Genomic DNA, 22,124 nt, shown 5'->3' with positions numbered 1-22,124 from the left:
GCTTTATCAGATATCCAGCAGCAGACGAGCTGGATCTTCCAGCAGGTTCTTGATGGTCACCAGGAAAGTCACGGCTTCTTTACCATCGATCAGGCGGTGATCGTAGGACAGTGCCAGGTACATCATCGGACGAATCACGACCTGGCCATTGATGGCCATCGGACGCTGGATGATGTTGTGCATGCCCAGGATCGCAGCTTGCGGCGGGTTGACGATCGGGGTCGACATCATCGAACCGAAAGTACCACCGTTGGTGATCGTGAAGGTACCGCCGGTCATCTCGTCGATGGTCAGCTTGCCGTCACGGGCCTTCTTGCCGAAGCCGGCGATGCCGCCTTCGATTTCAGCCAGGCTCATCAGCTCGGCGTTACGCAGGACCGGTACCACCAGGCCACGGTCGCTGGAGACGGCAACGCCGACGTCCGCATAGCCGTGGTAGACGATGTCGCTGCCGTCGATGGAAGCGTTGACTGCCGGGAAGCGCTTGAGTGCTTCGGTGGCCGCTTTCACGAAGAACGACATGAAGCCCAGGCGTACGCCGTTGTGGGACTTCTCGAACAGATCCTTGTACTTCGAACGCAGGGCCATGACTTCAGTCATGTCGACTTCGTTGAAAGTGGTCAGCATCGCCATGTTCGACTGTGCTTCAACCAGGCGCTTGGCCACGGTGGCACGCACGCGGGTCATCGGTACGCGCTTCTCGGTGCGGTCGCCAGCAGCGAACACAGGAGCAGCGGCAGCCGGGGCAGCAGCCTTGGCAGGTGCGGCAGCCGGGGCGTTTTTCTTGGCTTCAACAGCGGCAACCACGTCTTCCTTGGTCACACGGCCGTCTTTGCCGGTGCCCTTGATGGAAGCCAGGTTGATGCCGTTTTCTTCAGCCAGCTGACGCGCAGCCGGTGCAGCGATTGGATCTTCACCACCAGCGGCCGGAGCGGCAGCAGCAGGTGCGGCAGCCGGAGCAGCAGCGGCGGCTGGAGCTGCGGCAGCAGCACTGCCCGCTTCGATCGAACCCAGTACCTGGTTGGACAGGACGGTAGCGCCCTCTTCAGCAATGATGGCGCCCAGGACGCCGTCGGCTTCGGCCAACACTTCCAGTACAACCTTGTCGGTCTCGATGTCGACGATCAGGTCGTCACGCTTGACGGCCTCACCTGGTTTCTTGTGCCAGGTGGCAACGGTGCCATCGGCAACCGATTCCGGGAATGACGGGGCTTTGATTTCGATAGCCATTATCTGTGGGTCCTTAAAATTCGGTTTCAGTCAGCGCGAAGGCGTTAAACAGTGAAAGCATCTTGCAGCAGTTTTTCCTGCTGCTCGGCGTGCATCGATGCATAACCACAAGCAGGTGCAGCAGAAGCATCACGACCGGCGTACTCCAGGCCCAGGGCCTTGTTGTGGTTGCCGATGCTGCGACGCAGGTGATGCTGGCTGCTGTACCACGCGCCCTGGTTCATCGGTTCTTCCTGACACCACACCACATTGGTGAGGTTGGTGTAAGGCGCAATGGCCTCCATCAGGTCATCTTCCGGGAACGGGTAAAGCTGCTCGATACGCACGATGGCGATGTCTTCGCGGCCTTCGGCACGACGTTTTTCCAGCAAGTCGTAGTAAACCTTGCCGCTGCACAGGATCAGGCGAGTGACCTTGGCCGCGTCCAGGGTGTCGATTTCCGGAATAACGGTCTGGAACGAACCATCGGCCAGATCTTCCAGGGTCGAGATGGCCAATTTGTGACGCAACAGCGATTTCGGGGTCAACACTACCAGCGGCTTGCGCAGCGGGCGGATCACCTGGCGACGCAGCAAGTGGTAGATCTGGGCCGGGGTAGTCGGCACGCACACCTGGATGTTGTGCTCGGCGCACAATTGCAGGTAACGCTCCAGACGGGCCGAGGAGTGCTCCGGACCCTGACCTTCATAACCGTGTGGCAGCAACATGGTCAGACCGCACAGGCGGCCCCACTTGTGCTCGCCGCTGGTGATGAACTGGTCGATAACCACCTGGGCACCGTTGGCGAAGTCGCCGAACTGGGCTTCCCAGATCACCAACGCGTTTGGCGTAGTGGTCGAGTAACCGTATTCGAACGCCAGTACGGCTTCTTCAGACAGGAACGAATCGTACAGGTCGAAACGTGGCTGACCTTCGTACAAGTGCTGCAGCGGGATGTAGGTGCCCGCGTCTTTCTGGTTGTGCAATACCGCGTGACGGTGCGAGAACGTACCACGGCCAATGTCCTGGCCGGTCATGCGGATCGGGTGACCTTCGAACGCCAGGGTCGCGTATGCCATGGTTTCGGCATAACCCCAGTTGATCGGCAGGCCGCCGGCTTGCATCTTCTGACGGTCTTCGTAGATCTTCGCAACCTGGCGCTGCACCACGAAGCCATCCGGAATTTCCAGCAGCTTGGCGGACAGTTCCTGCAGGGTCTTCAGATCGAACGAGGTGTCGTGACGCGCAGTCCAGGCGTGGCCCAGGTATGGACGCCAGTCCACGAACAGCTCTTTGTTCGGTTCTTTGACCAGGCTTTTTACTACATGCAGACCGTTGTCCAGCGCGTTGCGGTATTCATCGATTTTCGCCTGAACACGCGCTTCATCCAGCACGCCGGCCTTGGTCAGGCTTTCGGCGTACAGCTCACGGGTAGTGCGCTGCTTGGAGATCTGCTGGTACATCAACGGTTGGGTGCCGCTCGGCTCATCCGCTTCGTTGTGACCTCGACGGCGGTAGCAGACCAGGTCGATGACCACGTCACGCTTGAACTGCATGCGGTAGTCAATGGCCAGTTGAGTCACGAACAACACGGCTTCCGGATCATCCCCATTCACATGGAGGATCGGCGCCTGGATCATCTTGGCAACGTCGGTCGCGTACTCGGTAGAGCGCGCGTCCAGCGGGTTGCTGATGGTGAAGCCCACCTGGTTGTTGATGACGATGTGGATCGTACCGCCGGTCTTGAAGCCGCGGGTCTGCGACATCTGGAACGTTTCCAGGACCACGCCTTGACCGGCGAATGCCGCGTCACCGTGGATGGAAATCGGCAGGACCTTCTCACCGGTGGAATCGTTGCGACGATCCTGGCGAGCACGTACCGAACCCTCGACCACTGGAGAAACGATTTCCAGGTGGGATGGGTTGAACGCCATGGCCAGGTGAACTTCACCGCCGGTGGTCATCACGTTGGACGAGAAGCCCTGGTGGTATTTAACGTCACCGGAACCCAGCTCGACCTTCTTCTTGCCTTCGAACTCGTCGAACAGCTCGCGCGGGTTCTTGCCGAAGGTGTTGACCAACACGTTCAGGCGACCACGGTGAGCCATGCCGATCACGATTTCCTTGGTGCCGTAGGAACCGGAACGCTGGATCAACTCGTCGAGCATCGGAATCAGGCTTTCGCCGCCTTCCAGGCCGAAACGCTTGGTGCCCGGGTATTTGGTGCCCAGGTATTTCTCAAGGCCTTCGGCAGCGGTTACGCGCTCAAGCAGGTGACCGCGCACATCGGCGGACAGCACCGGACGCCCACGCACGCCTTCAAGGCGATGCTGGAACCAGTGGCGCTGCTCGGAATCGGTGATGTGCGTGAATTCAGCGCCGATGGTGCGGCAATATGTCTGCTGCAACGCTTCGTGAATTTCGCGTAGGCTCGCTTCCTCTTTGCCGATGAACAGGTCGCCGGCACGGAAGGTCGTATCAAGATCGGCATTGGTCAAGCCGTAGTGATTGATCGACAGGTCTGCAGGTGCAGGACGCTGCCACAGCCCCAGCGGGTCAAGCTGGGCTGCCTGGTGGCCACGCATACGGTAGGCCTGGATCAGTCGCAATACTTCAACTTGCTTCTTCTCGTGCTCACTGCTCACGCTCCCGGCGGAAACCGGTTGGGCGCGGCGCTGGTTCTTTGCCAGCAGCACAAATTGATCGCGAATTGTTGCATGCGATACATCGGTGGCAGCGTTGCCGTCTGAAGACAACGTCTGAAATTTGGTGCGCCATTCTTCTGGCACAGCGTTAGGGTCGTGCAGGTAGAGCTCATAAAGCTCTTCCACATAGGCAGCGTTACCACCTGAAAGATAGCCGCTGTTCCACATGCGCTGCATCACGCTTTCTTGCATGCTTGGTCACCCTCGATTTGGGGACACCACCGGCGAAAACACCGAGTTTGCTTGCAAAAGGCCAAGTGCAGCGACCAAAACAAGCCACTTAGGATCACGCTGATAGTTCGGGTACCAACCCGAATGCCCCTGCTTGTCTCATTTCTTCAAAATAAGAGCTGCGGCTTTGTAAGTCGCTGCTCAAGTTAAAACTACGGCGCCGGTTGAAGCCTGCGCCGTAGCATTTACGGGCACAACGGTCCTGCTTTTGCTACAACGTCTTACACGCCGCTCTGCAGCAGCATGTTACGGATGTGACCAATGGCCTTAGTCGGGTTCAGGCCTTTAGGACATACGTTGACGCAGTTCATGATCCCGCGGCAGCGGAATACGCTGAACGGGTCATCCAGTGAAGCCAGACGCTCGGACGTCTTGGTGTCACGGCTGTCTGCCAGGAAGCGATAGGCTTGCAGCAGTGCAGCTGGACCCAGGAACTTGTCCGGGTTCCACCAGAAGGACGGGCAAGAGGTCGAGCAGCAAGCGCACAGGATGCACTCGTACAGACCGTCGAGCTTCTCGCGCTCTTCCGGGGACTGCAGACGCTCGATGGCCGGAGCCGGCGTGTCGTTCTGCAGGAATGGCTTAACCTTCTCGTATTGCTTGTAGAAGATGCTCATATCGACGACCAGGTCACGGATAACCGGCAAACCTGGCAGCGGACGTACAACGAGCTTGCCCTTCTTGACCACGGCAGACAGCGGCGTGACGCAAGCCAGGCCGTTTTTGCCGTTGATGTTCATACCGTCGGAACCACAGACACCTTCACGGCAAGAGCGACGATAGGAGAACCCTTCGTCCTGCTCTTTGATCAGGGCCAGCACATCCAGCACCATCAGGTCTTTACCACCGGTATCGACCTCAAATTCCTGCATGAACGGCGCGGCGTCCTGATCAGGGTTGTAGCGATAAACACTGACTTTCAACATGGCAGCCACCCTTAGTAAGTCCGAATCTTCGGTTCAAACGTCGGAACCGTCTTCGGCGAGAAGTTCACGGCACGCTTGGTTACACGCTTGTCACCCGGGAAGTACAGGGTGTGGCACAACCAGTTTTCGTCATCGCGATCTTCAAAGTCTTCACGAGCGTGGGCACCACGGGATTCTTTACGAACCTCGGCGGCAATCGCAGTCGCTTCAGCCACTTCCAGCAGGTTTTGCAGCTCAAGGGCTTCGATACGAGCGGTGTTGAACGCCTGGCTCTTATCGTTGATCTTGACGTTGGCAATCCGCTTGCGCAGGTCAGCCAGCTGGGCAATACCCTTCTGCATGTATTCGCCAGTACGGAATACACCGAAGTAGTTCTGCATGCAGTTTTGCAGCTCGCGACGCAGGGTTGCCACGTCTTCGCCATCAGTGCGCTCGTTCAGCGCGTTCAGACGCGCCAGGGCAGCTTCAATGTTGGCGTCGGTGGCGTCATCGTATTCGATGCCGTCGGTCAGGGCTTTTTCCAGGTGCAGGCCGGCAGCACGACCGAATACCACCAGGTCGAGCAGCGAGTTGCCGCCCAGGCGGTTGGCACCGTGAACCGATACGCAAGCCACTTCGCCTACCGCGAACAGACCATGAATGATCTCGTCCACGCCTTCGGCGTTCTGGGTGATTGCCTGGCCGTGAATGTTGGTCGGCACGCCGCCCATCATATAGTGGCAAGTTGGAACTACTGGAACCGGAGCAACCACCGGGTCAACGTGTGCGAAAGTCTTGGACAGTTCGCAGATACCTGGCAGGCGGCTATGCAGCACTTCCTCACCCAGGTGATCAAGCTTCAGCATCACGTGGTCGCCGTTCGGACCGCAACCGTTGCCAGCGATGATTTCTTTAACCATCGAACGGGCAACCACGTCACGACCAGCAAGGTCCTTGGCGTTCGGAGCATAACGCTCCATGAAACGCTCGCCGTGCTTGTTGATCAGGTAACCACCTTCACCACGGCACCCTTCTGTAACCAGTACACCGGCGCCGGCGATGCCGGTTGGGTGGAACTGCCACATTTCGATGTCTTGCACCGGTACGCCAGCACGCAGGGCCATGCCAACGCCGTCGCCGGTGTTGATCAGGGCGTTGGTGGTCGACGCGTAGATACGACCTGCACCGCCAGTCGCCAGAACGGTAGCCTTGGCGCGGATGTAGGTGGTTTCACCGGTTTCGATGCAGATCGCGATCACACCGACGAACTCGCCTTGCGCGTTCTTGACCAGGTCTACCGCGTAGTACTCGTTCAGGAACGTGGTGCCGGCTTTCAGGTTGCCCTGATAAAGGGTGTGCAGCAGGGCGTGACCGGTACGGTCGGATGCTGCGCAGGTACGTGCAGCCTGGCCGCCTTTGCCGTAGTCCTTGGACTGGCCGCCGAATGGACGCTGGTAGATACGACCTTGCTCGGTACGGGAGAACGGCAGACCCATGTGGTCCAGTTCGAACACCGCGGCCGGGCCTTCCTGACACATGTACTCGATAGCGTCCTGGTCACCGATGTAGTCGGAACCCTTGACGGTATCGTACATGTGCCAGCGCCAGTCATCGTTCGGGTCAGCAGATGCGATGGCGCAGGTGATGCCACCCTGGGCCGATACGGTGTGGGAACGGGTCGGGAACACCTTGGTGATCACGGCCGTCTTGTGACCGCCCTGGGCCAGCTGCAGCGCGGCGCGCATGCCGGCGCCGCCGCCACCAATAATGATGGCGTCAAAAGAAATCGTTGGAATGTTAGCCATGAATCAGATACCCCAGAGAATCTGCACACCCCAGACGAAGTAAGCGAACATCGCGACGCCGCATACTGCCTGGAAAAGGAAACGTACTGCAGTCGCGGACTTGCCCAGCGCCATCGGCGTCAGGTAGTCGGTCGCGATGGTCCACATGCCAACCCAGGCGTGAGCGCCCAGGGCCACAAGGGCGAGCAGACTGAAGATACGCATCCCGTTGTGGGAGAACAGACCATGCCATTGGGCGTAGCCAATGCCAGGGTTTGCAACGAGGTACCCGATCAGGAAAATGAAATAAGCCGCGAGAACGACCGCAGACACACGCTGCGCCATCCAGTCATAGAGGCCCGAACGCGAAAGGTTCGTAACGCTGGTTACCATATCCAAACTCCTGCCAGAACGATCAGCACCACGGAAATGGCGATGATGATTTTCGAGCCCAGGCGGCCGCCTTCCAGCGTCTCACCGATGCCCATGTCCATGATCAAGTGGCGCACACCGGCTACCAGGTGATACAGCAGAGCGGACAGGAGGCCCCATGCTACGAACTTGGCCAGCGGGCTGGTCAAGCATGCCTTCACCTCGGCGTATCCTTCCTCGGAACCCAGGGATTTGCTCAATGCATAAAGCATGATGCCCAAGCCCAGGAACAGGATGATGCCGGAAACACGGTGCAGGAACGACGTAACGCCGGTGATGGGGAGTTTGATGGTCCTTAGGTCTAGGTTTACAGGTCGTTGGCTATTCACGGCTTTTTTTCACACTGAAGAGCCCCTAACAATCAGGGCAAAGTTGTTGGGGAGTGCACTGGTCAGGTAAGCACCACCCAGGGAGTGCGACCCCCAATGAAAGCAAGCCCAAAAGCCCTTGGCGGTCGGTGGCCGAGTATAGACAGTTAGGCTACTAATGACAACGCGCGCTCCTCACCCTAATAGCTGATTGCGCTGACGGGATAAAAGGCGTAAACGGCAGGCAATTTCGAGGAAAAAGTACGGTTAAAGCCTTCTGGGGCAAGACTTTAGGCAAATTGACATCTGGATTTATATCAATATAGTGGTGCGGGCCCTGCGTGGGGGGTCTGTCTGATGATTTGAAGCATAAATAGGAGGCCACATGGCTGACAAAAAAGCGCAGTTGATCATCGAGGGCGCAGCCCCCGTCGAGCTGCCCATTTTAACCGGCACCGTTGGTCCCGATGTTATCGACGTACGGGGCCTGACGGCCACGGGCCGTTTCACTTTCGACCCTGGCTTCATGTCGACCGCCTCTTGCGAGTCGAAGATTACCTATATCGATGGCGATAATGGCATTCTGCTACATCGCGGCTACCCGATCGAACAACTGGCCGAGAAATCGGACTACCTGGAAACCTGCTACCTGCTGCTAAATGGCGAATTGCCAACAGCTGAGCAAAAGGCCCAGTTTGTCAGCACCGTGAAGAACCACACCATGGTTCATGAGCAGTTGAAGACTTTCTTCAACGGCTTCCGTCGCGACGCCCACCCGATGGCCGTCATGTGCGGCGTAGTCGGCGCCCTGTCGGCCTTCTATCACGACTCCCTGGACATCAATAACCCGCAGCATCGCGAAATCTCCGCGATCCGCCTGGTTGCCAAGATGCCAACCCTGGCCGCAATGGTTTACAAGTACTCCATGGGCCAGCCCATGATGTACCCGCGCAACGACCTGACGTACGCGGAAAACTTCCTGCACATGATGTTCAACACCCCGTGCGAGATCAAACCGATCAGCCCGGTGCTGGCCAAGGCCATGGATCGGATCTTCATCCTCCATGCCGACCACGAACAGAACGCCTCGACGTCCACCGTACGCCTGGCAGGTTCTTCGGGTGCCAACCCGTTCGCCTGTATCGCCGCCGGTATCGCTGCTCTGTGGGGCCCTGCCCACGGCGGTGCGAACGAAGCCGTATTGACCATGCTCGATGAAATCGGCGATGTGTCCAACATCGACAAGTTCATCGCCAAGGCCAAGGACAAGAACGATCCGTTCAAGTTGATGGGCTTCGGTCACCGGGTCTACAAGAACCGCGACCCACGCGCCACCGTAATGAAGCAGACCTGCGACGAAGTGTTGAAGGAACTGGGCATCAACAACGATCCGCAACTCGAACTGGCCATGCGCCTGGAAGAGATCGCGCTGACCGACCCGTACTTCATCGAACGCTCGCTGTACCCGAACGTCGACTTCTACTCGGGGATCATCCTCAAGGCGATCGGCATTCCAACCAGCATGTTCACCGTGATCTTCGCCCTGGCGCGGACCGTGGGCTGGATCTCCCACTGGAAAGAAATGCTCTCCAGCCCGTACAAGATTGGCCGCCCGCGCCAGCTGTACACCGGCTACGAGTCGCGTGACATTACCAAGCTGGAAGACCGCAAGTAAGCATTCAACTGCTTAGTTGCATTGAGAACGGCCTCCCTTAGTGGAGGCCGTTTTTGTTTGTGCTGCCTGACCTACCGTTTTCGCGAGCACGCCCGCACACATTCGACCGCATTTCAAAGGATGTACACGGTCAACTGTGGGAGCGGGCTTGCCCGCGAAAACAGTAGCCCAGGCAACACAGAACCCCAGGCAAAAAAATGCCCCGGCCTTTCGACCGGGGCATTTCTTATTGAGCGACAACCTTAGTGATTAACCGCCCCGCTCGCCCCCAGACCAGTCTGTGAACGCACAAACTGCGGGAAGTACAGCGCACGCTCTTTCACCGCCGCCGCCGATTTGTCGGTGATGGAGAAAAACCAGATACCGACGAACGCAATGATCATCGAGAACAACGCCGGGTACTCGTACGGGAAGATCGCCTTTTCATGGTGCAGGATCGAGACCCAGATGGTCGGGCCAAGGATCATCAGGCCTACGGCACTGACCAGGCCCAGCCAACCGCCAATCATTGCGCCACGGGTGGTGAGGTTTTTCCAGTACATGGAAAGCAGCAGCACCGGGAAGTTACAGCTGGCCGCGATGGAGAATGCCAGGCCGACCATGAACGCAATGTTCTGGCTTTCGAACAGGATACCCAAGCCAATCGCCAGGACAGCCAGGGCGATGGTGGTGATTTTCGAGACGCGAATCTCATCCTTCTCGTTGGCCTTGCCTTTCTTGATCACGCTGGCATACAGGTCATGGGACACCGCCGAAGCACCCGCCAGGGTCAGACCGGCAACCACTGCCAGGATGGTGGCAAACGCCACGGCCGAGATGAAGCCCAGGAAGATACTGCCGCCCACCGCATTGGCCAGGTGCACCGCCGCCATGTTGTTGCCGCCCAACAGAGCGCCTGCTGCATCCTTGAACGCCGGGTTGGTGCTGACCAGCAGAATCGCGCCGAAGCCGATGATAAAGGTCAGGATATAGAAGTAGCCGATGAAGCCTGTGGCATACAGCACGCTCTTGCGGGCTTCTTTAGCGTCACTCACGGTGAAGAAGCGCATCAGGATGTGTGGCAGGCCAGCGGTACCGAACATCAGGGCCAGGCCGAGGGAGAACGCCGAAATCGGGTCTTTCACCAGGCCGCCGGGGCTCATGATCGCCTCACCTTTAGGGTGAACCTTGATCGCCTCGGAGAACAGCATGTTGAAGTCGAAGTTGACGTGTTTCATCACCATCAGCGCCATGAACGAAGCACCGGACAGCAGCAACACTGCCTTGATGATCTGTACCCACGTGGTTGCCAGCATGCCGCCGAACAACACATAGAGGCACATCAGGATACCCACCAGGATCACCGCAACATGGTAATCAAGGCCGAACAGCAGTTGGATCAGCTTGCCCGCGCCAACCATCTGCGCGATCAGGTAGAACGCCACCACCACCAGCGAACCACAGGCCGACAGGCTGCGGATCTGGGTCTGCCCGAGGCGATAGGACGCCACGTCAGCGAAGGTGTACTTGCCCAGGTTACGCAGGCGCTCGGCGATCAGGAACAGAATGATCGGCCAGCCCACCAGGAAGCCGATCGAGTAGATCAGGCCATCGTAGCCAGAGGTGAATACCAGCGCGGAAATCCCCAGGAAAGATGCCGCCGACATGTAGTCGCCGGCAATCGCCAGGCCGTTCTGGAAACCGGTGATCTTGCCGCCGGCCGCATAGTAGTCAGCCGCCGAATTGTTACGTTTGGACGCCCAATAGGTAATGCACAAGGTAGCGCCGACGAAGGCGACAAACATCACGATAGCCGCGACATTCAACGGTTGCTTGTGCACTTCACCCGTCAATGCGTCCGCCGCCCAAACGGCAGGAGCAAACAGCGAAGCGCCGAATACAGCCAATAGACGACGGATCATTGCGCAGCCTCCTTGAGAATCGCATTGTTCAGGTCGTCGAATTCGCCGTTGGCGCGTCGCACATAGATGCCTGTGAGCACAAAGGCCGAGACAATCAGGCCGATCCCGATCGGGATTCCCCAGGTTATGGACGATTCAGGGCTGATCTTGGCTCCCAGAACTTGTGGTCCATAGGCAATCAACAGGATGAATCCGGAGTACAGCCCAAGCATGATCGCCGAGAGAATCCAGGCGAACTTTTCCCTTTTACTGACCAGCTCCTTGAAGCGCGGGCTGTTTTGAATCGAGAGGTAAATGCTGTCGTTCATTGTTTTTATCCTCGCAGCACAGCTTTTTTATTATTGGAACATATCCACTGTATGCGGCTGCGGGAGAGGTTCCAGACGACCTTAGTCTTAGAACCCGTGTAGCGAGGGTTTACGGCGCGCCAGAAACAATTGTAGGAGCGAGCTTGCTCGCGAAAAACGTCAACGATAACGCGCACACCCTGGAGGATTGCGGCGTCTTTGCGTTCTTCGCGAGCAAGCTCGCTCCTACAGGTTTATCCGATTATTTGGCAGTCCACTCGGCCACACGCTCAGGGTGCTTGGCCACCCAATCCTTGGCCGCCACATCAGGCTTGGCACCTTCCTGGATCGCCAGCATGACTTCGCCGATTTCGTCCTTGGAGGCCCACTGGAATTTCTTCAGGAACGCCGCGACTTCCGGGGCTTTCTTTTCCAGGCCCTTGCTGCCGATGCTGTTGACGGTCTCGGCAGCACCATAAATGCCTTTTGGATCATCAAGGAAGCGCAGTTTCCACTTGGCGAACATCCAATGTGGCACCCAGCCAGTTACCGCGATGGAATCCTGTTTGTCTTCGGCGCGAGTCAATTCGGCGATCATGGCTGCGCCGGAGCTGGCTTGCAGCTTGTAGTCCAGGCCGTATTGCTTGATGGCTTCGTCAGTCTTGAGCATCACGCCTGAACCGGCATCGATGCCAACGATTTTGTTCTTGAAGGTGGTGTCGGTCTTCAAGTCCTCGATGGACTTGGCCTTGACGTACTCCGGTACGATCAAACCGATCTTCGCATCCTTGAAGTTGGGGCCGTAGTCGACCACTTTGTCCTTGTTCTTGGTCCAATACTCGCCGTGAGTCACCGGCAGCCAGGCCGAGAGCATCGCGTCGAGTTTGCCAGTGGCCACGCCCTGCCACATGATCCCGGTGGCGACCGCTTGCAGCTTCACGTCATAGCCGAGCTTTTGCTTGATCACTTCAGCTGCCACATGGGTGGTGGCAACGCTGTCCGACCAACCGTCCACATAACCGATGCTCAGGGTCTTGCTGTCGGCGCTGGCCAGCGTGGAACCCATCGCAACTACCAACGTGGCAGCTGCGCCCAAGAGTCGTCGCATCTTCATAGTGCATCCCCGAAAGTGCTGCGCCCGACGGATGCCGAGCGACGTCAACCTGTTGTTCTATGGTGCTGTTCGATCATCAACCCGCCGCCCCTGGCGACCTGCTCTGACTGCGACCTCGGGTAAGCAAGAAACGACATCAAGTTGCCAGCAGGACGAACTGTAGGAAATTCCGTCAAAATTCCGCCCGAACTTTGCATGTCAAAATTATGCGGCCCCACTGGAAACCGGCAAATACAGGTAAGATGCGCGGCTTTGCTCCCACACGGCCTGACCATGACCGCGACTGCCCGCTTCCCCTTCCTGCCTTATGTATTTGCCTTGCTGCTCGGCCTGTTTGCACTCGGCGGCTACTGGTACGGCCTTGGCCAGCCGGTGGTGCTGCCGGATGTGGCCAGCGCCAGCCACAAGCTGCAATGCGCGTCCTACACGCCATTCGACAAGGACCAATCGCCCTTCGACCAGCCGTTCAAACTGCGCCCCGAGCGCATGGACGCCGACCTGGCACTGCTGGCCACGCGTTTTGAGTGCATCCGCACCTACTCCATGACCGGCCTCGAAGCCCTGCCTGACCTGGCGCGCAAGCACGGCCTGAAGTTGATGATCGGCGCCTGGATCAACAGCAACCCGGTGGACAACGCCAAGGAAGTCGACCTGCTGATCGCCTCGGCCAATGCCAACCCCGACGTGGTCACGTCGGTGATCGTCGGCAATGAAGCCCTGCTACGCAAGGAAATCACCGCCACGCAGTTGGTGAAGCTGATCGCGAAGGTCAAAAGCCAGATCCAGCAGCCGGTCACCTACGCCGACGTCTGGGAGTTCTGGCTGCAACACCCGGAGATCGCCCCGGCAGTGGATTTCCTGACCATCCACCTGCTGCCGTACTGGGAAGATGACCCGGCGGGCATTGATCAGGCCCTGCGCCACGTCGGTGATATCCGCCAGACCTTCGGTAACCGCTTTGCGCCCAAGGACGTGATGATTGGCGAGACCGGCTGGCCCAGCGAAGGCCGCCAGCGCGAAACCGCCGTGCCGAGCCGGGTCAACGAAGCGAAGTTCATTCGCGGCTTTGTCGCCATGGCCGAAGCCAATGGCTGGCACTACAACCTGATCGAAGCCTTTGACCAGCCATGGAAACGCGCCAGCGAAGGTGCGGTTGGCGGCTACTGGGGACTGTTTGATGCCGATCGCCAGGACAAGGGCATTCTGGCCGGCCCGGTCACCAACGTGCCGTACTGGCCGGTGTGGCTGGGCGTTGGCGGGTTGATCCTGCTGGGTACCCTGGTGCTCGGCGGGCGTGTGCGCACGACCCGCTCTGCCCTGCTGCTGCCGTTACTCGGCGCAGTGGCCGCCGGTTCGATTGGCAGTTGGGCCGAACTGACCCGGTTGACCGCACGCTTCACCGATGAATGGATCTGGGCAGCACTGCTGCTGGCATTGAACCTGTTGGTGCTGGCACACGCCGCCCTGGCCTTGAGCGCTCGCCAGGGCTGGCGCGAGCGGGCCTTTGCCTGGCTGGAGCAACGCGCTGGCTGGCTGATAGCATTTGCCGGATTCGCCGCGGCGGTCATGATGCTGGCGCTGGTGTTCGACCCGCGCTACCGCAGCTTCCCCAGTGCAGCCCTACTGCTGCCAGCACTGGTCTACCTGCTGCGCCCTGTTACCGGGCCACGCCGGGAAATTGCCCTGCTGGCCTTCATCATCGGTGCCGGCATTGCGCCGCAGCTTTACCAAGAAGGGCTGATGAACCAGCAAGCGCTGGGCTGGGCATTGGTCAGTGGGTTGATGGTTGTTGCCCTGTGGCGTTGCCTGCGGGTGCGCAAGGCTTGAGATTGCTATCGCGAGCAATCCCGCTCCCACATTTGAATGTGTTCACAGATCAAAATGTGGGAGCGAGCTTGCTCGCCATTGGCCCTATCAGGCAGCCCGAAATTTCCTGACCAACCGCAACCCGGCAATCACCAACGCAAACACCGCAAAATTGGTGTTGTACAACGCCAACGCCGGAATCCCGAACGCCAACCCCAGCACCGCCAAGCCCCATCCGGCACGACCTGGCACAAAAAACGCCAGTACCGACGTGACCAACGCAGCCCAGCCCAACACCCGAAAGTGAATCATCAACCCCAGATTGGCGCGCAACTGGCATTCCCAACGGCTGGCGTCGTCAGCGCAGATGCCCACCCACTGCCCATCTTCCATGAACCCATAACGGGCGCCATAACTGGCGGCCAGCCATAACGGCACGGTCAACAGCAGCAGGATCAGCGGCAAACGAGGGGACATAAGGGCACTCCGATAGGCGAAAACGGCGCCCAGCTTAATCTCCCCGGGGCCATTGGCAAGGGCTGCACGCAGATAACTATTCATCAAAGCGTGCCAAAGTGTATCGTCTGGCTACTATTACCTCGATTCCTACGTTTTTTTCCGATATTTAGTGCAGATGGTTGGCACTTCGGCGATAACGCGGTGGTCATAGCCTGCGAACTTCATTCAGCACGTTTTCCTCTTAGGGATTTAGTCATGCTCCGTTCCTTGCGCTGTGCTGCCCTGTTGGGTGGCCTTTTTCTGAGTGCGTCAGCACTGGCGGTCGATGTCGACCCGGCCAGCTATGGCTACCCTTTGACCAACCCGTTCGAGGCGACCATCGCCACCACGCCACCGGATCTGCGGCCGGATTTGCCATCCATCGATGACATCAACCAATCCGACTACAGCCTGACCATGCGCCCGGAGCGTGAATTCAGCCTGCCCGACAACTTCTGGCCGGTGAAAAAACTCACCTACCGCATTGCCAAGCAAGACCGCGCCGCACCGCTGATTTTCCTGATCGCCGGTACCGGTGCGCGCTATGACAGCACCCTCAACGAATACCTGAAAAAGCTGTACTACAAGGCGGGTTACCACGTCGTCCAATTGTCGTCGCCCACCAGCTTTGACTTCATCAGCGCCGCCTCGCGCTTTGCCACCCCCGGCATCACCCAGGAAGACGCCGAGGACATGTACCGCGTAATGCAGGCCGTACGCGCACAAAATGCCACGCTGCCGGTCACCGATTTCTACCTCACCGGCTACAGCCTGGGTGCGCTGGACGCGGCATTCGTCAGCAAGCTGGACGAGACCCGCCGCAGCTTCAACTTCAAGAAAGTGTTGCTGCTCAACCCGCCGGTCAACCTCTACACCTCCATCACCAACCTCGACAAGCTGGTGCAGACCGAGGTCAAGGGCATCAACAACAGCACGACTTTCTATGAGTTGGTACTGGCCAAACTGACCCGCTATTTCCAGGAAAAGGGCTATATCGACCTTAACGACGCCCTGCTCTACGACTTCCAGAACTCCAAGGAGCACCTGACCAACGAGCAGATGGCGATGCTGATCGGCACCTCGTTCCGCTTCTCGGCGGCCGATATCGCCTTCACTTCGGACCTGATCAACCGTCGCGGCCTGATCATCCCGCCCAAGTACCCGATCACCGAAAGCACCAGCCTCACACCATTCCTCAAGCGTGCCCTGCAGTGTGATTTCGACTGCTACCTCACCGAACAAGTGATCCCGATGTGGCGCGCCCGCTCCGACGGCGGCAGCCTGCTGCAACTGGTCGATCAGGTCAGCCTGTATGCCCTTGAGGACTATCTGCGCGACAGCCCGAAAATCGCCGTAATGCACAACGCCGACGACGTGATCCTCGGCCCTGGCGACCTGGGCTTCTTGCGCAAGACGTTCGGCGATCGCTTGACCGTCTACCCACTGGGCGGCCACTGCGGCAACCTCAATTACCGCGTCAACGCCGACGCCATGCTGGAGTTCTTCCGTGGCTAAACATCTCCTGCTTCTTGCGGCCTTACTCTGTGCAGGCGTTGCCAACGCGGACAACAGCAAGGCTCACGCGCCGACCGTGGTTGATCAGGATGGCTTCAAGGAGCCCTTGAGCAAACTCAAGTTCAACCCCGGCCTGGACCAGCGCGAGTTCGAGCGCTCGACCCTCAACGCCCTCAACGTCTATGACCCATTGGAGTCGTGGAACCGTCGGGTGTACCACTTCAACTATCGCTTCGACCAATGGGTGTTCCTGCCGGTGGTCGACGGCTATCGCTACGTCACCCCAAGTTTCCTGCGCACGGGCGTCAGCAATTTCTTCAACAACCTGGGCGATGTGCCCAACCTGCTGAACAGCTTGCTGCAACTCAAGGGCCACCGCTCCCTGGAAACCACTGGCCGCCTGCTGGTCAACACCACCCTCGGCATCGCCGGCCTGTGGGACCCGGCGACCGCCATGGGCCTGCCGCGCCAGAGCGAAGATTTCGGCCAGACCCTGGGTTTCTACGGCGTGCCCGGTGGAGCCTACCTGGTCCTGCCGATCCTCGGCCCGTCAAACCTGCGCGACACCGGCGGCCTGCTGGTGGACTACACCGCCGAATCGCAGATCAACTTCCTCAACGTCGCCGAAGTCAGCTCCAACCACCCGGAAATCTGGGCCCTGCGTGCGGTAGACAAGCGCTACCAGACGAGCTTTCGCTACGGCCAGATGAACTCGCCGTTCGAGTATGAAAAAGTTCGGTACGTGTACAGCGAGTCGCGAAAGCTACAAATAGCAGAGTAATACTCGGTACAAACAAAAAGGCCATCGAACACCTCGATGGCCTTTTTTAATGCGCGCAGGAGTCACTTTCGGTACCACTCGGAACCCTTTCGTACATGTTTGCCACGTACATCCTGGCACGCGCGCTGATACGCCTGACAAACAACAGGCTGACTGCGCTGCCTACCTCGAACTTTCCAGTGGAATTTCAACATGACGATATCTGGTATCACCCCCCCTACCGTCCCCGGCTCAGTGACAATCGAGCCCCAGACTTCAACTACGTCCAACCAACAAGCCCCCAAAGGCGCCCATGGCCGACCTGCCGGCGATACTCGCAGCGCAGAACAAATCTTCAAGGACAACCCGATCCTGAAAGATGTTCTTAAACAAAACGGTCCTTTTGCGAACAACTTCTTCAATCAACTCAAGAATCAAACCGGCGACTGGAGCCCTGCCAACCGCAACCCCGAATCACGCGCCGATGCTGCCTATAACCTGGCTGAGGTGGTCAACCACCTAAATGGCCGCGCAGATATCAAGCGCCAGGATCCGGCCCAACAGAACGATCAACACATACAAGGCTTCGGCCAGTTCGGTAGTGTTTCAGCAGGATCGGAAGCACAAAAGCTCAAGGCTTTCAGTGAAAAAGGCTACAGCGCGCTGTAACAATCCAATTAGCGTCACTTTTTGGCCAGGCTCTCTCAAATAGAGAGCCATTAGCCTACTCGCCAACCCCCTCCCAAGGCACGCCATAGTTTGTTCGCTACCAACATCCAAATCCTGCATGTTGACTTTGTTTCTTTCTATATAGTTATTACCAGACCAGGGAGCCACGGCCTCACGCTCCAATAGTTAACACTATGAATCAGAAACACATGGAACCACACAGCCCTGCCGACCAATACAATATAAAAATACTGATTTTCTTCACGCACAAATTTCCACTAACAAAAACCAACAAAAGGCCAACTATGGATATCAATCTTACCCCCGCTATCGGCACAACCTCTTTAAAAAGCATCGACCACACTAACAGCATAGACACCGACACATTCAAATCGACACAAAACAGTGAAGCACTACATACCGAGCGCTTCAGCCATAACGTCCACCTACCAGCGGCACTAAGAGGCCCGGACAGCGCGGTGCGTCCGACAGGCGCAACGGGTCGGCCGGAAGGCGATCGCCGAACGGCAGAAGACATCATCAATGCCAACCCCACCCTAAAAAATCTGAACCTCGAACCAACTATCTATAAAAATGAAGCCATAGAGAGGCCTCTAACGAATAGCTACCTCAACGGTATTTATAAACATACCGGGGACTGGTCAGAGAACAACACAAACCCGGAGTCCCGAGCCGATGCTGCATACAACGCTGCTCGTTTGTTCAACTTTATAGACTCACCGGATGCACACACTGTGCGTTTCGGTCAACACAACGACGGTTTTCTTTCTGGTTTATTACCCTCAAATCGTACTGAAAAACACTCAGAACATGCCTTGCTTTCTGAATTCATCGAAAAAGGCTATTCAAGCCTGATATACAAAGGTGAACAGCGAGTCCTCAAAGCACCAACCTACCCAACAGGCCGCCCACGGGGAGACAATAGAACAGCAGAAGAGCTTATAAATGACAACAAGAAAACTTTTGAGAAAATTGAATTTTTCTTCAATAAAAATGCTCATATCAGAGACAACGACTTAACCTTCAACAATCTAGTTGGCGACTGGAGTGTACACAACCGCGACCCGGAATCACGTGCCGACGCACTCTATGACATCATTACTGCTTTTAACTACGTTGAAAGCTTGAAAGGAGGAGAAAATATAAATATCACCTCAGAAAACCCTCTAGGTGATGTTACACCCGGTACCAGATACGGAGGCTATCGTACAAAAGCAGATATGTTTTCCAGTTTTTTTCATATTGGTTACCAGGCATTCAGATCTGTTTTGTGACAAGGTCCAGACATAAAGCCAGACCCAAGCCATAACACCGACAGAACGGTGGCTGACTATCGCTCTGTAAAAGAAACTGCCCGAGAAACCATGCTCAAACACCCCTTATCAGCGCCGAGCACCAGCACAAACTGTGCCGTTGCTCAAAAAGCGTCGCCTGTCTCTCTATGGCTTGGCTTTCAAACTCCTCCAGAGCTTGCTCACCACCGAGACCAGCGCCAGAACCACCGCCCCGGCAATGACCCCCGCGATGGCATTGAGCAAGGTTGGCATCAACCAGGTGATCCCCCCAATACTCTGGCTCACGCTCTCAATCCAGTGATGCACCGCAGGCACGCCATGGGTCAGGATACCGCCACCGACCATGAACATCGCTGCGGTGCCAATCACCGAGAGGCTTTTCATCATGTACGGCGCGGCCCGCAGAAGCCCGTTGCCAATATCGCGCACCAGTTGGCCAGGCTTTTGCGCCATCCACAGGCCCAGGTCATCGAGTTTGACGATGCCGGCCACCAAACCATAGACCCCCACGGTCATGACCAGAGCAATGCCCGACAGCACGATCACTTGCTGCATCAACGGTGCATCGGCCACGGTGCCCAGGGTGATGGCAATGATTTCTGCCGAGAGGATAAAGTCGGTGCGGATCGCGCCCTTGATCTTGTCTTTCTCAAACGCCACCAGGTCCGTTGCGGGATCGGCCACCGCTTCGACCAACTGGGCATGCTCGGCCTGATCGTCCGCCTTGCTGTGCAGGAACTTGTGCGCGAGCTTTTCAAAGCCTTCAAAGCACAGATAGGCACCGCCCAGCATCAACAACGGCGTGACCGCCCACGGTGCAAAGGCGCTGATCAGCAACGCGGCGGGGACCAGGATCAGTTTATTGACAAACGAGCCCTTGGCGACGGCCCATACCACCGGGATTTCCCGCTCGGCGCGCACGCCAGAGACTTGCTGGGCATTGAGCGCCAGATCGTCCCCCAGCACCCCGGCGGTTTTCTTGGCGGCCATTTTAGTCATCAAGGCCACATCGTCGAGAACGGCCGCAATGTCATCAATCAAAACCAACAAGCTGCTTCCTGCCATGAATCGGACGTCCTTAATGTGGGATATTTCTCAGCATAGCGTGGTACAAGGCGTCACGGGCACATTCTTGAGGCTCGCGGATCGCCGGTGCTACCATGCGCAACCGCCTGTCCTGGCAAGGAATCATCTGGTCTATGAGCACCATTCGCGAGCGCAACAAAGAACTGATCCTGCGGGCTGCCAGCGAGGAGTTTGCCGACAAGGGCTTCGCCGCGACCAAAACCAGTGATATCGCCGCCAAGGCCGGGCTGCCCAAACCCAATGTCTATTACTACTTCAAGTCCAAGGACAACCTCTACCGCGAGGTGCTCGAAAGCATCATCGAGCCGATCCTGGCCGCTTCCACGCCCTTCAATCCGGATGGCGATCCCAGGCAAGTGCTGAGCGGCTACATCCGCTCGAAAATCAGCATCTCCCGCGACCTGCCGTTTGCCTCAAAAGTGTTCGCCAGCGAAATCATGCACGGCGCACCGCACCTGAGCCCCGAACAGGTGGAACAGCTTAACGCCCAGGCCAAGCACAACATCCAATGCATCCAGAGCTGGGTAGATCGCGGCCTGATCGCCGCCATTGACCCCAATCACCTGATGTTCAGCATCTGGGCGGCCACCCAGACCTATGCCGATTTTGACTGGCAGATCTCAGCGGTCACGGGCAAGGCCAAGCTGGATGAGGCCGATTATGAAGCGGCGGCGCAGACGATTATCCGGTTGGTGTTGAAGGGGTGTGAGCCGGACTGATGGGCGGTGGTGTGGCTATCGCAGGCAAGCCAGCTCCCACATTTGGATCTGCACCAGACACAGCTTGTATGAACACCGCAAAGCCAATGTGGGAGCGGGCTTGCTCGCGAATGCGCCCTCCCAGACACATCCCGCCAAAAGCCTGCCCATCAGCCTCAGACTCCCCGATCTAGCCTCTCAAGACCCCATCTGAAGAGAGGCAACGGAATGCCTGATCGAGCCACCTCACACCGCCTACGCATTGGCCGGTTCAACGAAACCAACCACACCTACCTGATCACCACCAACACCCACGAACGCGTGCCGATCTTCAGCGACTTCTACCTGGGACGCCTGGTGGTCTGGCAGTTCAGGCTCGCCCACTATCAAGGGCTGGCGCACTCCCTGGCCTGGGTGGTGATGCCCGACCATTTCCACTGGCTGATCGAACTGCAAAAAGGCTCGCTGGGTGACTTGATGTGCCAGGTCAAATCCAAAAGCACTCGATCAGTCAACGGCGCCACTGGCCGCAAGGGTCGGCTTTGGCAGACCAGCTTTCATGATCGCGCGCTGCGCAAGGAAGATGACCTGGTGAAGATGGCCAGGTATGTGGTGGCCAATCCATTGAGGGCGGGATTGGTGGAGAGGGTTGGCGACTATCCGCTGTGGGATGCGGTTTGGGTATAGATGCAAGACCGAGTCGCCGCTTTCGCGAGCAAGCCCGCTCCCACCATGTGGGAGCGGGCTTGCTCGCGAAGAGGCCCTCCCAGTCACTACAAAATCAAGCACTCACCCCCGCATCCGCCAACAACCCCACCCCCTCGATCGCACTGATCGCGCACTGCTCATCAATATCCGACGTATCCCCACTGATCCCGATCGCCCCCAGCACCAACCCCGCCTGATCGCGAATCAACACCCCACCCGGCGCCGGCACTACACCGCCCTGCCCCAGGCTGTTCAAGGCGGCAATAAACGCCGGTCGCTGCTGTGCATCCAGTGCCAGCAAGCGCGAGCCTTTGCCCAGGGCAATCGCGCCCCAGGCCTTGCCGATGGCAATTTGCGGGCGCAGCAGGCTGGCGCCGTCTTCTCGTTGCAGGGTGATCAGGTGCCCGCCGCTGTCGAGCACCGCGATGGTCAGCGGTGCAGCGGCAATGGTGCGGCCTGCGGTGATGGCCTGGCTGACCAGGTTGACTGCGACTTTCAAGGTTAAAGCGCTCATGGG

Annotated in this window: 20 protein-coding genes; 8 read left to right on the top strand and 12 right to left on the bottom strand. The window is 57.9% G+C overall.

From position 1 onward, the window contains the following. Positions 1–6: 6 nt before the first annotated feature. From odhB to sdhC, 6 genes are all read right to left on the bottom strand, one after another. Positions 7–1,230 (bottom strand): 2-oxoglutarate dehydrogenase complex dihydrolipoyllysine-residue succinyltransferase, encoded by a 1,224-nt coding sequence (gene odhB, locus H097_RS09105; RefSeq protein ID WP_032859178.1) that lies wholly within the window; start codon positions 1,228–1,230, stop codon positions 7–9. Positions 1,231–1,274: 44 nt separating this feature from the next. After that, entirely contained in the window at positions 1,275–4,106 is a 2,832-nt protein-coding gene (locus H097_RS09100) for a 2-oxoglutarate dehydrogenase E1 component (RefSeq protein ID WP_032859176.1), read from the bottom strand. A 260-nt stretch (positions 4,107–4,366) separates the two neighbouring features. Further along, positions 4,367–5,071, bottom strand: a complete 705-nt coding sequence (locus H097_RS09095) for a succinate dehydrogenase iron-sulfur subunit (RefSeq protein WP_029292674.1) — start codon at positions 5,069–5,071, stop codon at positions 4,367–4,369. 11 nt (positions 5,072–5,082) lie between these two features. After that, positions 5,083–6,855, bottom strand: coding sequence for a succinate dehydrogenase flavoprotein subunit (gene sdhA / locus H097_RS09090; RefSeq protein WP_032859173.1), 1,773 nt, complete (start codon positions 6,853–6,855; stop codon positions 5,083–5,085). A 3-nt stretch (positions 6,856–6,858) separates the two neighbouring features. Continuing rightward, positions 6,859–7,227, bottom strand: coding sequence for a succinate dehydrogenase, hydrophobic membrane anchor protein (gene sdhD, locus H097_RS09085; RefSeq protein ID WP_029292670.1), 369 nt, complete (start codon positions 7,225–7,227; stop codon positions 6,859–6,861). After that, a complete protein-coding gene (gene sdhC, locus H097_RS09080) occupies positions 7,221–7,595 on the bottom strand; it encodes a succinate dehydrogenase, cytochrome b556 subunit (RefSeq protein WP_003172804.1) in 375 nt (124 codons plus the stop codon). The genes sdhD and sdhC overlap by 7 nt, the downstream gene beginning before the upstream one ends. A gap of 364 nt (positions 7,596–7,959) precedes the next feature. Here sdhC and gltA point away from each other — a divergent pair, with 364 nt between their 5' ends. Next, on the top strand, positions 7,960–9,249 hold the full coding sequence (gene gltA / locus H097_RS09070; RefSeq protein ID WP_003222994.1) for a citrate synthase: 1,290 nt from the start codon (positions 7,960–7,962) through the stop codon (positions 9,247–9,249). Positions 9,250–9,491: 242 nt separating this feature from the next. On the opposite strand, the gene H097_RS09065 is transcribed toward gltA, so the two are convergent. The 3 genes from H097_RS09065 to H097_RS09055 form a co-directional block, all read right to left on the bottom strand. Further along, positions 9,492–11,150: a cation acetate symporter gene (locus H097_RS09065; RefSeq protein ID WP_032859168.1), complete on the bottom strand. Its 1,659-nt coding sequence runs from the start codon at positions 11,148–11,150 to the stop codon at positions 9,492–9,494. Next, positions 11,147–11,458, bottom strand: a complete 312-nt coding sequence (locus H097_RS09060) for a DUF485 domain-containing protein (protein WP_032859167.1) — start codon at positions 11,456–11,458, stop codon at positions 11,147–11,149. The genes H097_RS09065 and H097_RS09060 overlap by 4 nt, the downstream gene beginning before the upstream one ends. Before the next feature lie 241 nt (positions 11,459–11,699). After that, complete coding sequence (locus H097_RS09055) at positions 11,700–12,551, bottom strand: glycine betaine ABC transporter substrate-binding protein (RefSeq protein WP_032859165.1); 852 nt, start codon at positions 12,549–12,551, stop codon at positions 11,700–11,702. Positions 12,552–12,824: 273 nt separating this feature from the next. On the opposite strand from H097_RS09055, the gene H097_RS09050 reads away from it, so the two are divergent. Next, positions 12,825–14,378: a glycosyl hydrolase family 17 protein gene (locus tag H097_RS09050; RefSeq protein ID WP_032859162.1), complete on the top strand. Its 1,554-nt coding sequence runs from the start codon at positions 12,825–12,827 to the stop codon at positions 14,376–14,378. A gap of 87 nt (positions 14,379–14,465) precedes the next feature. Here H097_RS09050 and H097_RS09045 read toward each other — a convergent pair whose 3' ends face one another. Beyond that, positions 14,466–14,834 carry a hypothetical protein gene (locus tag H097_RS09045; RefSeq protein ID WP_032859161.1) on the bottom strand — a complete coding sequence of 123 codons (369 nt, stop codon included), beginning with the start codon at positions 14,832–14,834 and terminating at the stop codon, positions 14,466–14,468. 237 nt (positions 14,835–15,071) lie between these two features. On the opposite strand from H097_RS09045, the gene H097_RS09040 reads away from it, so the two are divergent. From H097_RS09040 to H097_RS28150, 4 genes are all read left to right on the top strand, one after another. Next, positions 15,072–16,370 (top strand): serine/threonine protein kinase, encoded by a 1,299-nt coding sequence (locus H097_RS09040; protein ID WP_032859159.1) that lies wholly within the window; start codon positions 15,072–15,074, stop codon positions 16,368–16,370. Further along, positions 16,363–17,151 (top strand): VacJ family lipoprotein, encoded by a 789-nt coding sequence (locus tag H097_RS09035; protein ID WP_032859157.1) that lies wholly within the window; start codon positions 16,363–16,365, stop codon positions 17,149–17,151. Before H097_RS09040 ends, H097_RS09035 begins: the two co-directional genes overlap by 8 nt. A 192-nt stretch (positions 17,152–17,343) precedes the next feature. Further along, entirely contained in the window at positions 17,344–17,799 is a 456-nt protein-coding gene (locus tag H097_RS09030) for a hypothetical protein (RefSeq protein WP_055725671.1), read from the top strand. Positions 17,800–17,993: 194 nt separating this feature from the next. After that, a complete protein-coding gene (locus H097_RS28150; RefSeq protein WP_156356782.1) occupies positions 17,994–19,094 on the top strand; it encodes a hypothetical protein in 1,101 nt (366 codons plus the stop codon). Positions 19,095–19,259: 165 nt separating this feature from the next. On the opposite strand, the gene H097_RS09025 is transcribed toward H097_RS28150, so the two are convergent. Beyond that, on the bottom strand, positions 19,260–20,180 hold the full coding sequence (locus H097_RS09025) for a DUF808 domain-containing protein (RefSeq protein WP_032859155.1): 921 nt from the start codon (positions 20,178–20,180) through the stop codon (positions 19,260–19,262). Positions 20,181–20,314: 134 nt separating this feature from the next. Here H097_RS09025 and H097_RS09020 point away from each other — a divergent pair, with 134 nt between their 5' ends. Next, a complete protein-coding gene (locus H097_RS09020) occupies positions 20,315–20,920 on the top strand; it encodes a TetR/AcrR family transcriptional regulator (RefSeq protein ID WP_032859153.1) in 606 nt (201 codons plus the stop codon). Positions 20,921–21,127: 207 nt separating this feature from the next. Further along, entirely contained in the window at positions 21,128–21,586 is a 459-nt protein-coding gene (locus H097_RS09015; protein WP_032859151.1) for a transposase, read from the top strand. Between the two features lie 94 nt (positions 21,587–21,680). Here H097_RS09015 and H097_RS09010 read toward each other — a convergent pair whose 3' ends face one another. Further along, complete coding sequence (locus H097_RS09010; RefSeq protein WP_032859150.1) at positions 21,681–22,121, bottom strand: heme-binding protein; 441 nt, start codon at positions 22,119–22,121, stop codon at positions 21,681–21,683. Between the last annotated feature and the right edge of the window lie 3 nt (positions 22,122–22,124).

Source organism: Pseudomonas sp. FH4, from assembly GCF_000510915.2.
Lineage (GTDB): Bacteria > Pseudomonadota > Gammaproteobacteria > Pseudomonadales > Pseudomonadaceae > Aquipseudomonas > Aquipseudomonas brenneri.
The sequence above is the reverse complement of the archived record's forward strand: the minus strand, read 5'-3'. Positions and strand labels throughout refer to the sequence as shown.

Coding starts and splice junctions, on each gene's coding strand:
- H097_RS28150 (WP_156356782.1), top strand. CDS start 17,994: ATGAATCAGAAACACATGGAACCACACAGCCCTGCCGACCAATACAAT.
- H097_RS09055 (WP_032859165.1), bottom strand. CDS start 12,551: ATGAAGATGCGACGACTCTTGGGCGCAGCTGCCACGTTGGTAGTTGCG.
- H097_RS09010 (WP_032859150.1), bottom strand. CDS start 22,121: ATGAGCGCTTTAACCTTGAAAGTCGCAGTCAACCTGGTCAGCCAGGCC.
- gltA (WP_003222994.1), top strand. CDS start 7,960: ATGGCTGACAAAAAAGCGCAGTTGATCATCGAGGGCGCAGCCCCCGTC.
- H097_RS09040 (WP_032859159.1), top strand. CDS start 15,072: ATGCTCCGTTCCTTGCGCTGTGCTGCCCTGTTGGGTGGCCTTTTTCTG.
- odhB (WP_032859178.1), bottom strand. CDS start 1,230: ATGGCTATCGAAATCAAAGCCCCGTCATTCCCGGAATCGGTTGCCGAT.
- H097_RS09100 (WP_032859176.1), bottom strand. CDS start 4,106: ATGCAAGAAAGCGTGATGCAGCGCATGTGGAACAGCGGCTATCTTTCA.
- H097_RS09025 (WP_032859155.1), bottom strand. CDS start 20,180: ATGGCAGGAAGCAGCTTGTTGGTTTTGATTGATGACATTGCGGCCGTT.
- H097_RS09065 (WP_032859168.1), bottom strand. CDS start 11,150: ATGATCCGTCGTCTATTGGCTGTATTCGGCGCTTCGCTGTTTGCTCCT.
- H097_RS09045 (WP_032859161.1), bottom strand. CDS start 14,834: ATGTCCCCTCGTTTGCCGCTGATCCTGCTGCTGTTGACCGTGCCGTTA.
- H097_RS09095 (WP_029292674.1), bottom strand. CDS start 5,071: ATGTTGAAAGTCAGTGTTTATCGCTACAACCCTGATCAGGACGCCGCG.
- H097_RS09020 (WP_032859153.1), top strand. CDS start 20,315: ATGAGCACCATTCGCGAGCGCAACAAAGAACTGATCCTGCGGGCTGCC.
- sdhA (WP_032859173.1), bottom strand. CDS start 6,855: ATGGCTAACATTCCAACGATTTCTTTTGACGCCATCATTATTGGTGGC.
- H097_RS09030 (WP_055725671.1), top strand. CDS start 17,344: ATGACGATATCTGGTATCACCCCCCCTACCGTCCCCGGCTCAGTGACA.
- H097_RS09015 (WP_032859151.1), top strand. CDS start 21,128: ATGCCTGATCGAGCCACCTCACACCGCCTACGCATTGGCCGGTTCAAC.
- sdhD (WP_029292670.1), bottom strand. CDS start 7,227: ATGGTAACCAGCGTTACGAACCTTTCGCGTTCGGGCCTCTATGACTGG.
- H097_RS09050 (WP_032859162.1), top strand. CDS start 12,825: ATGACCGCGACTGCCCGCTTCCCCTTCCTGCCTTATGTATTTGCCTTG.
- H097_RS09060 (WP_032859167.1), bottom strand. CDS start 11,458: ATGAACGACAGCATTTACCTCTCGATTCAAAACAGCCCGCGCTTCAAG.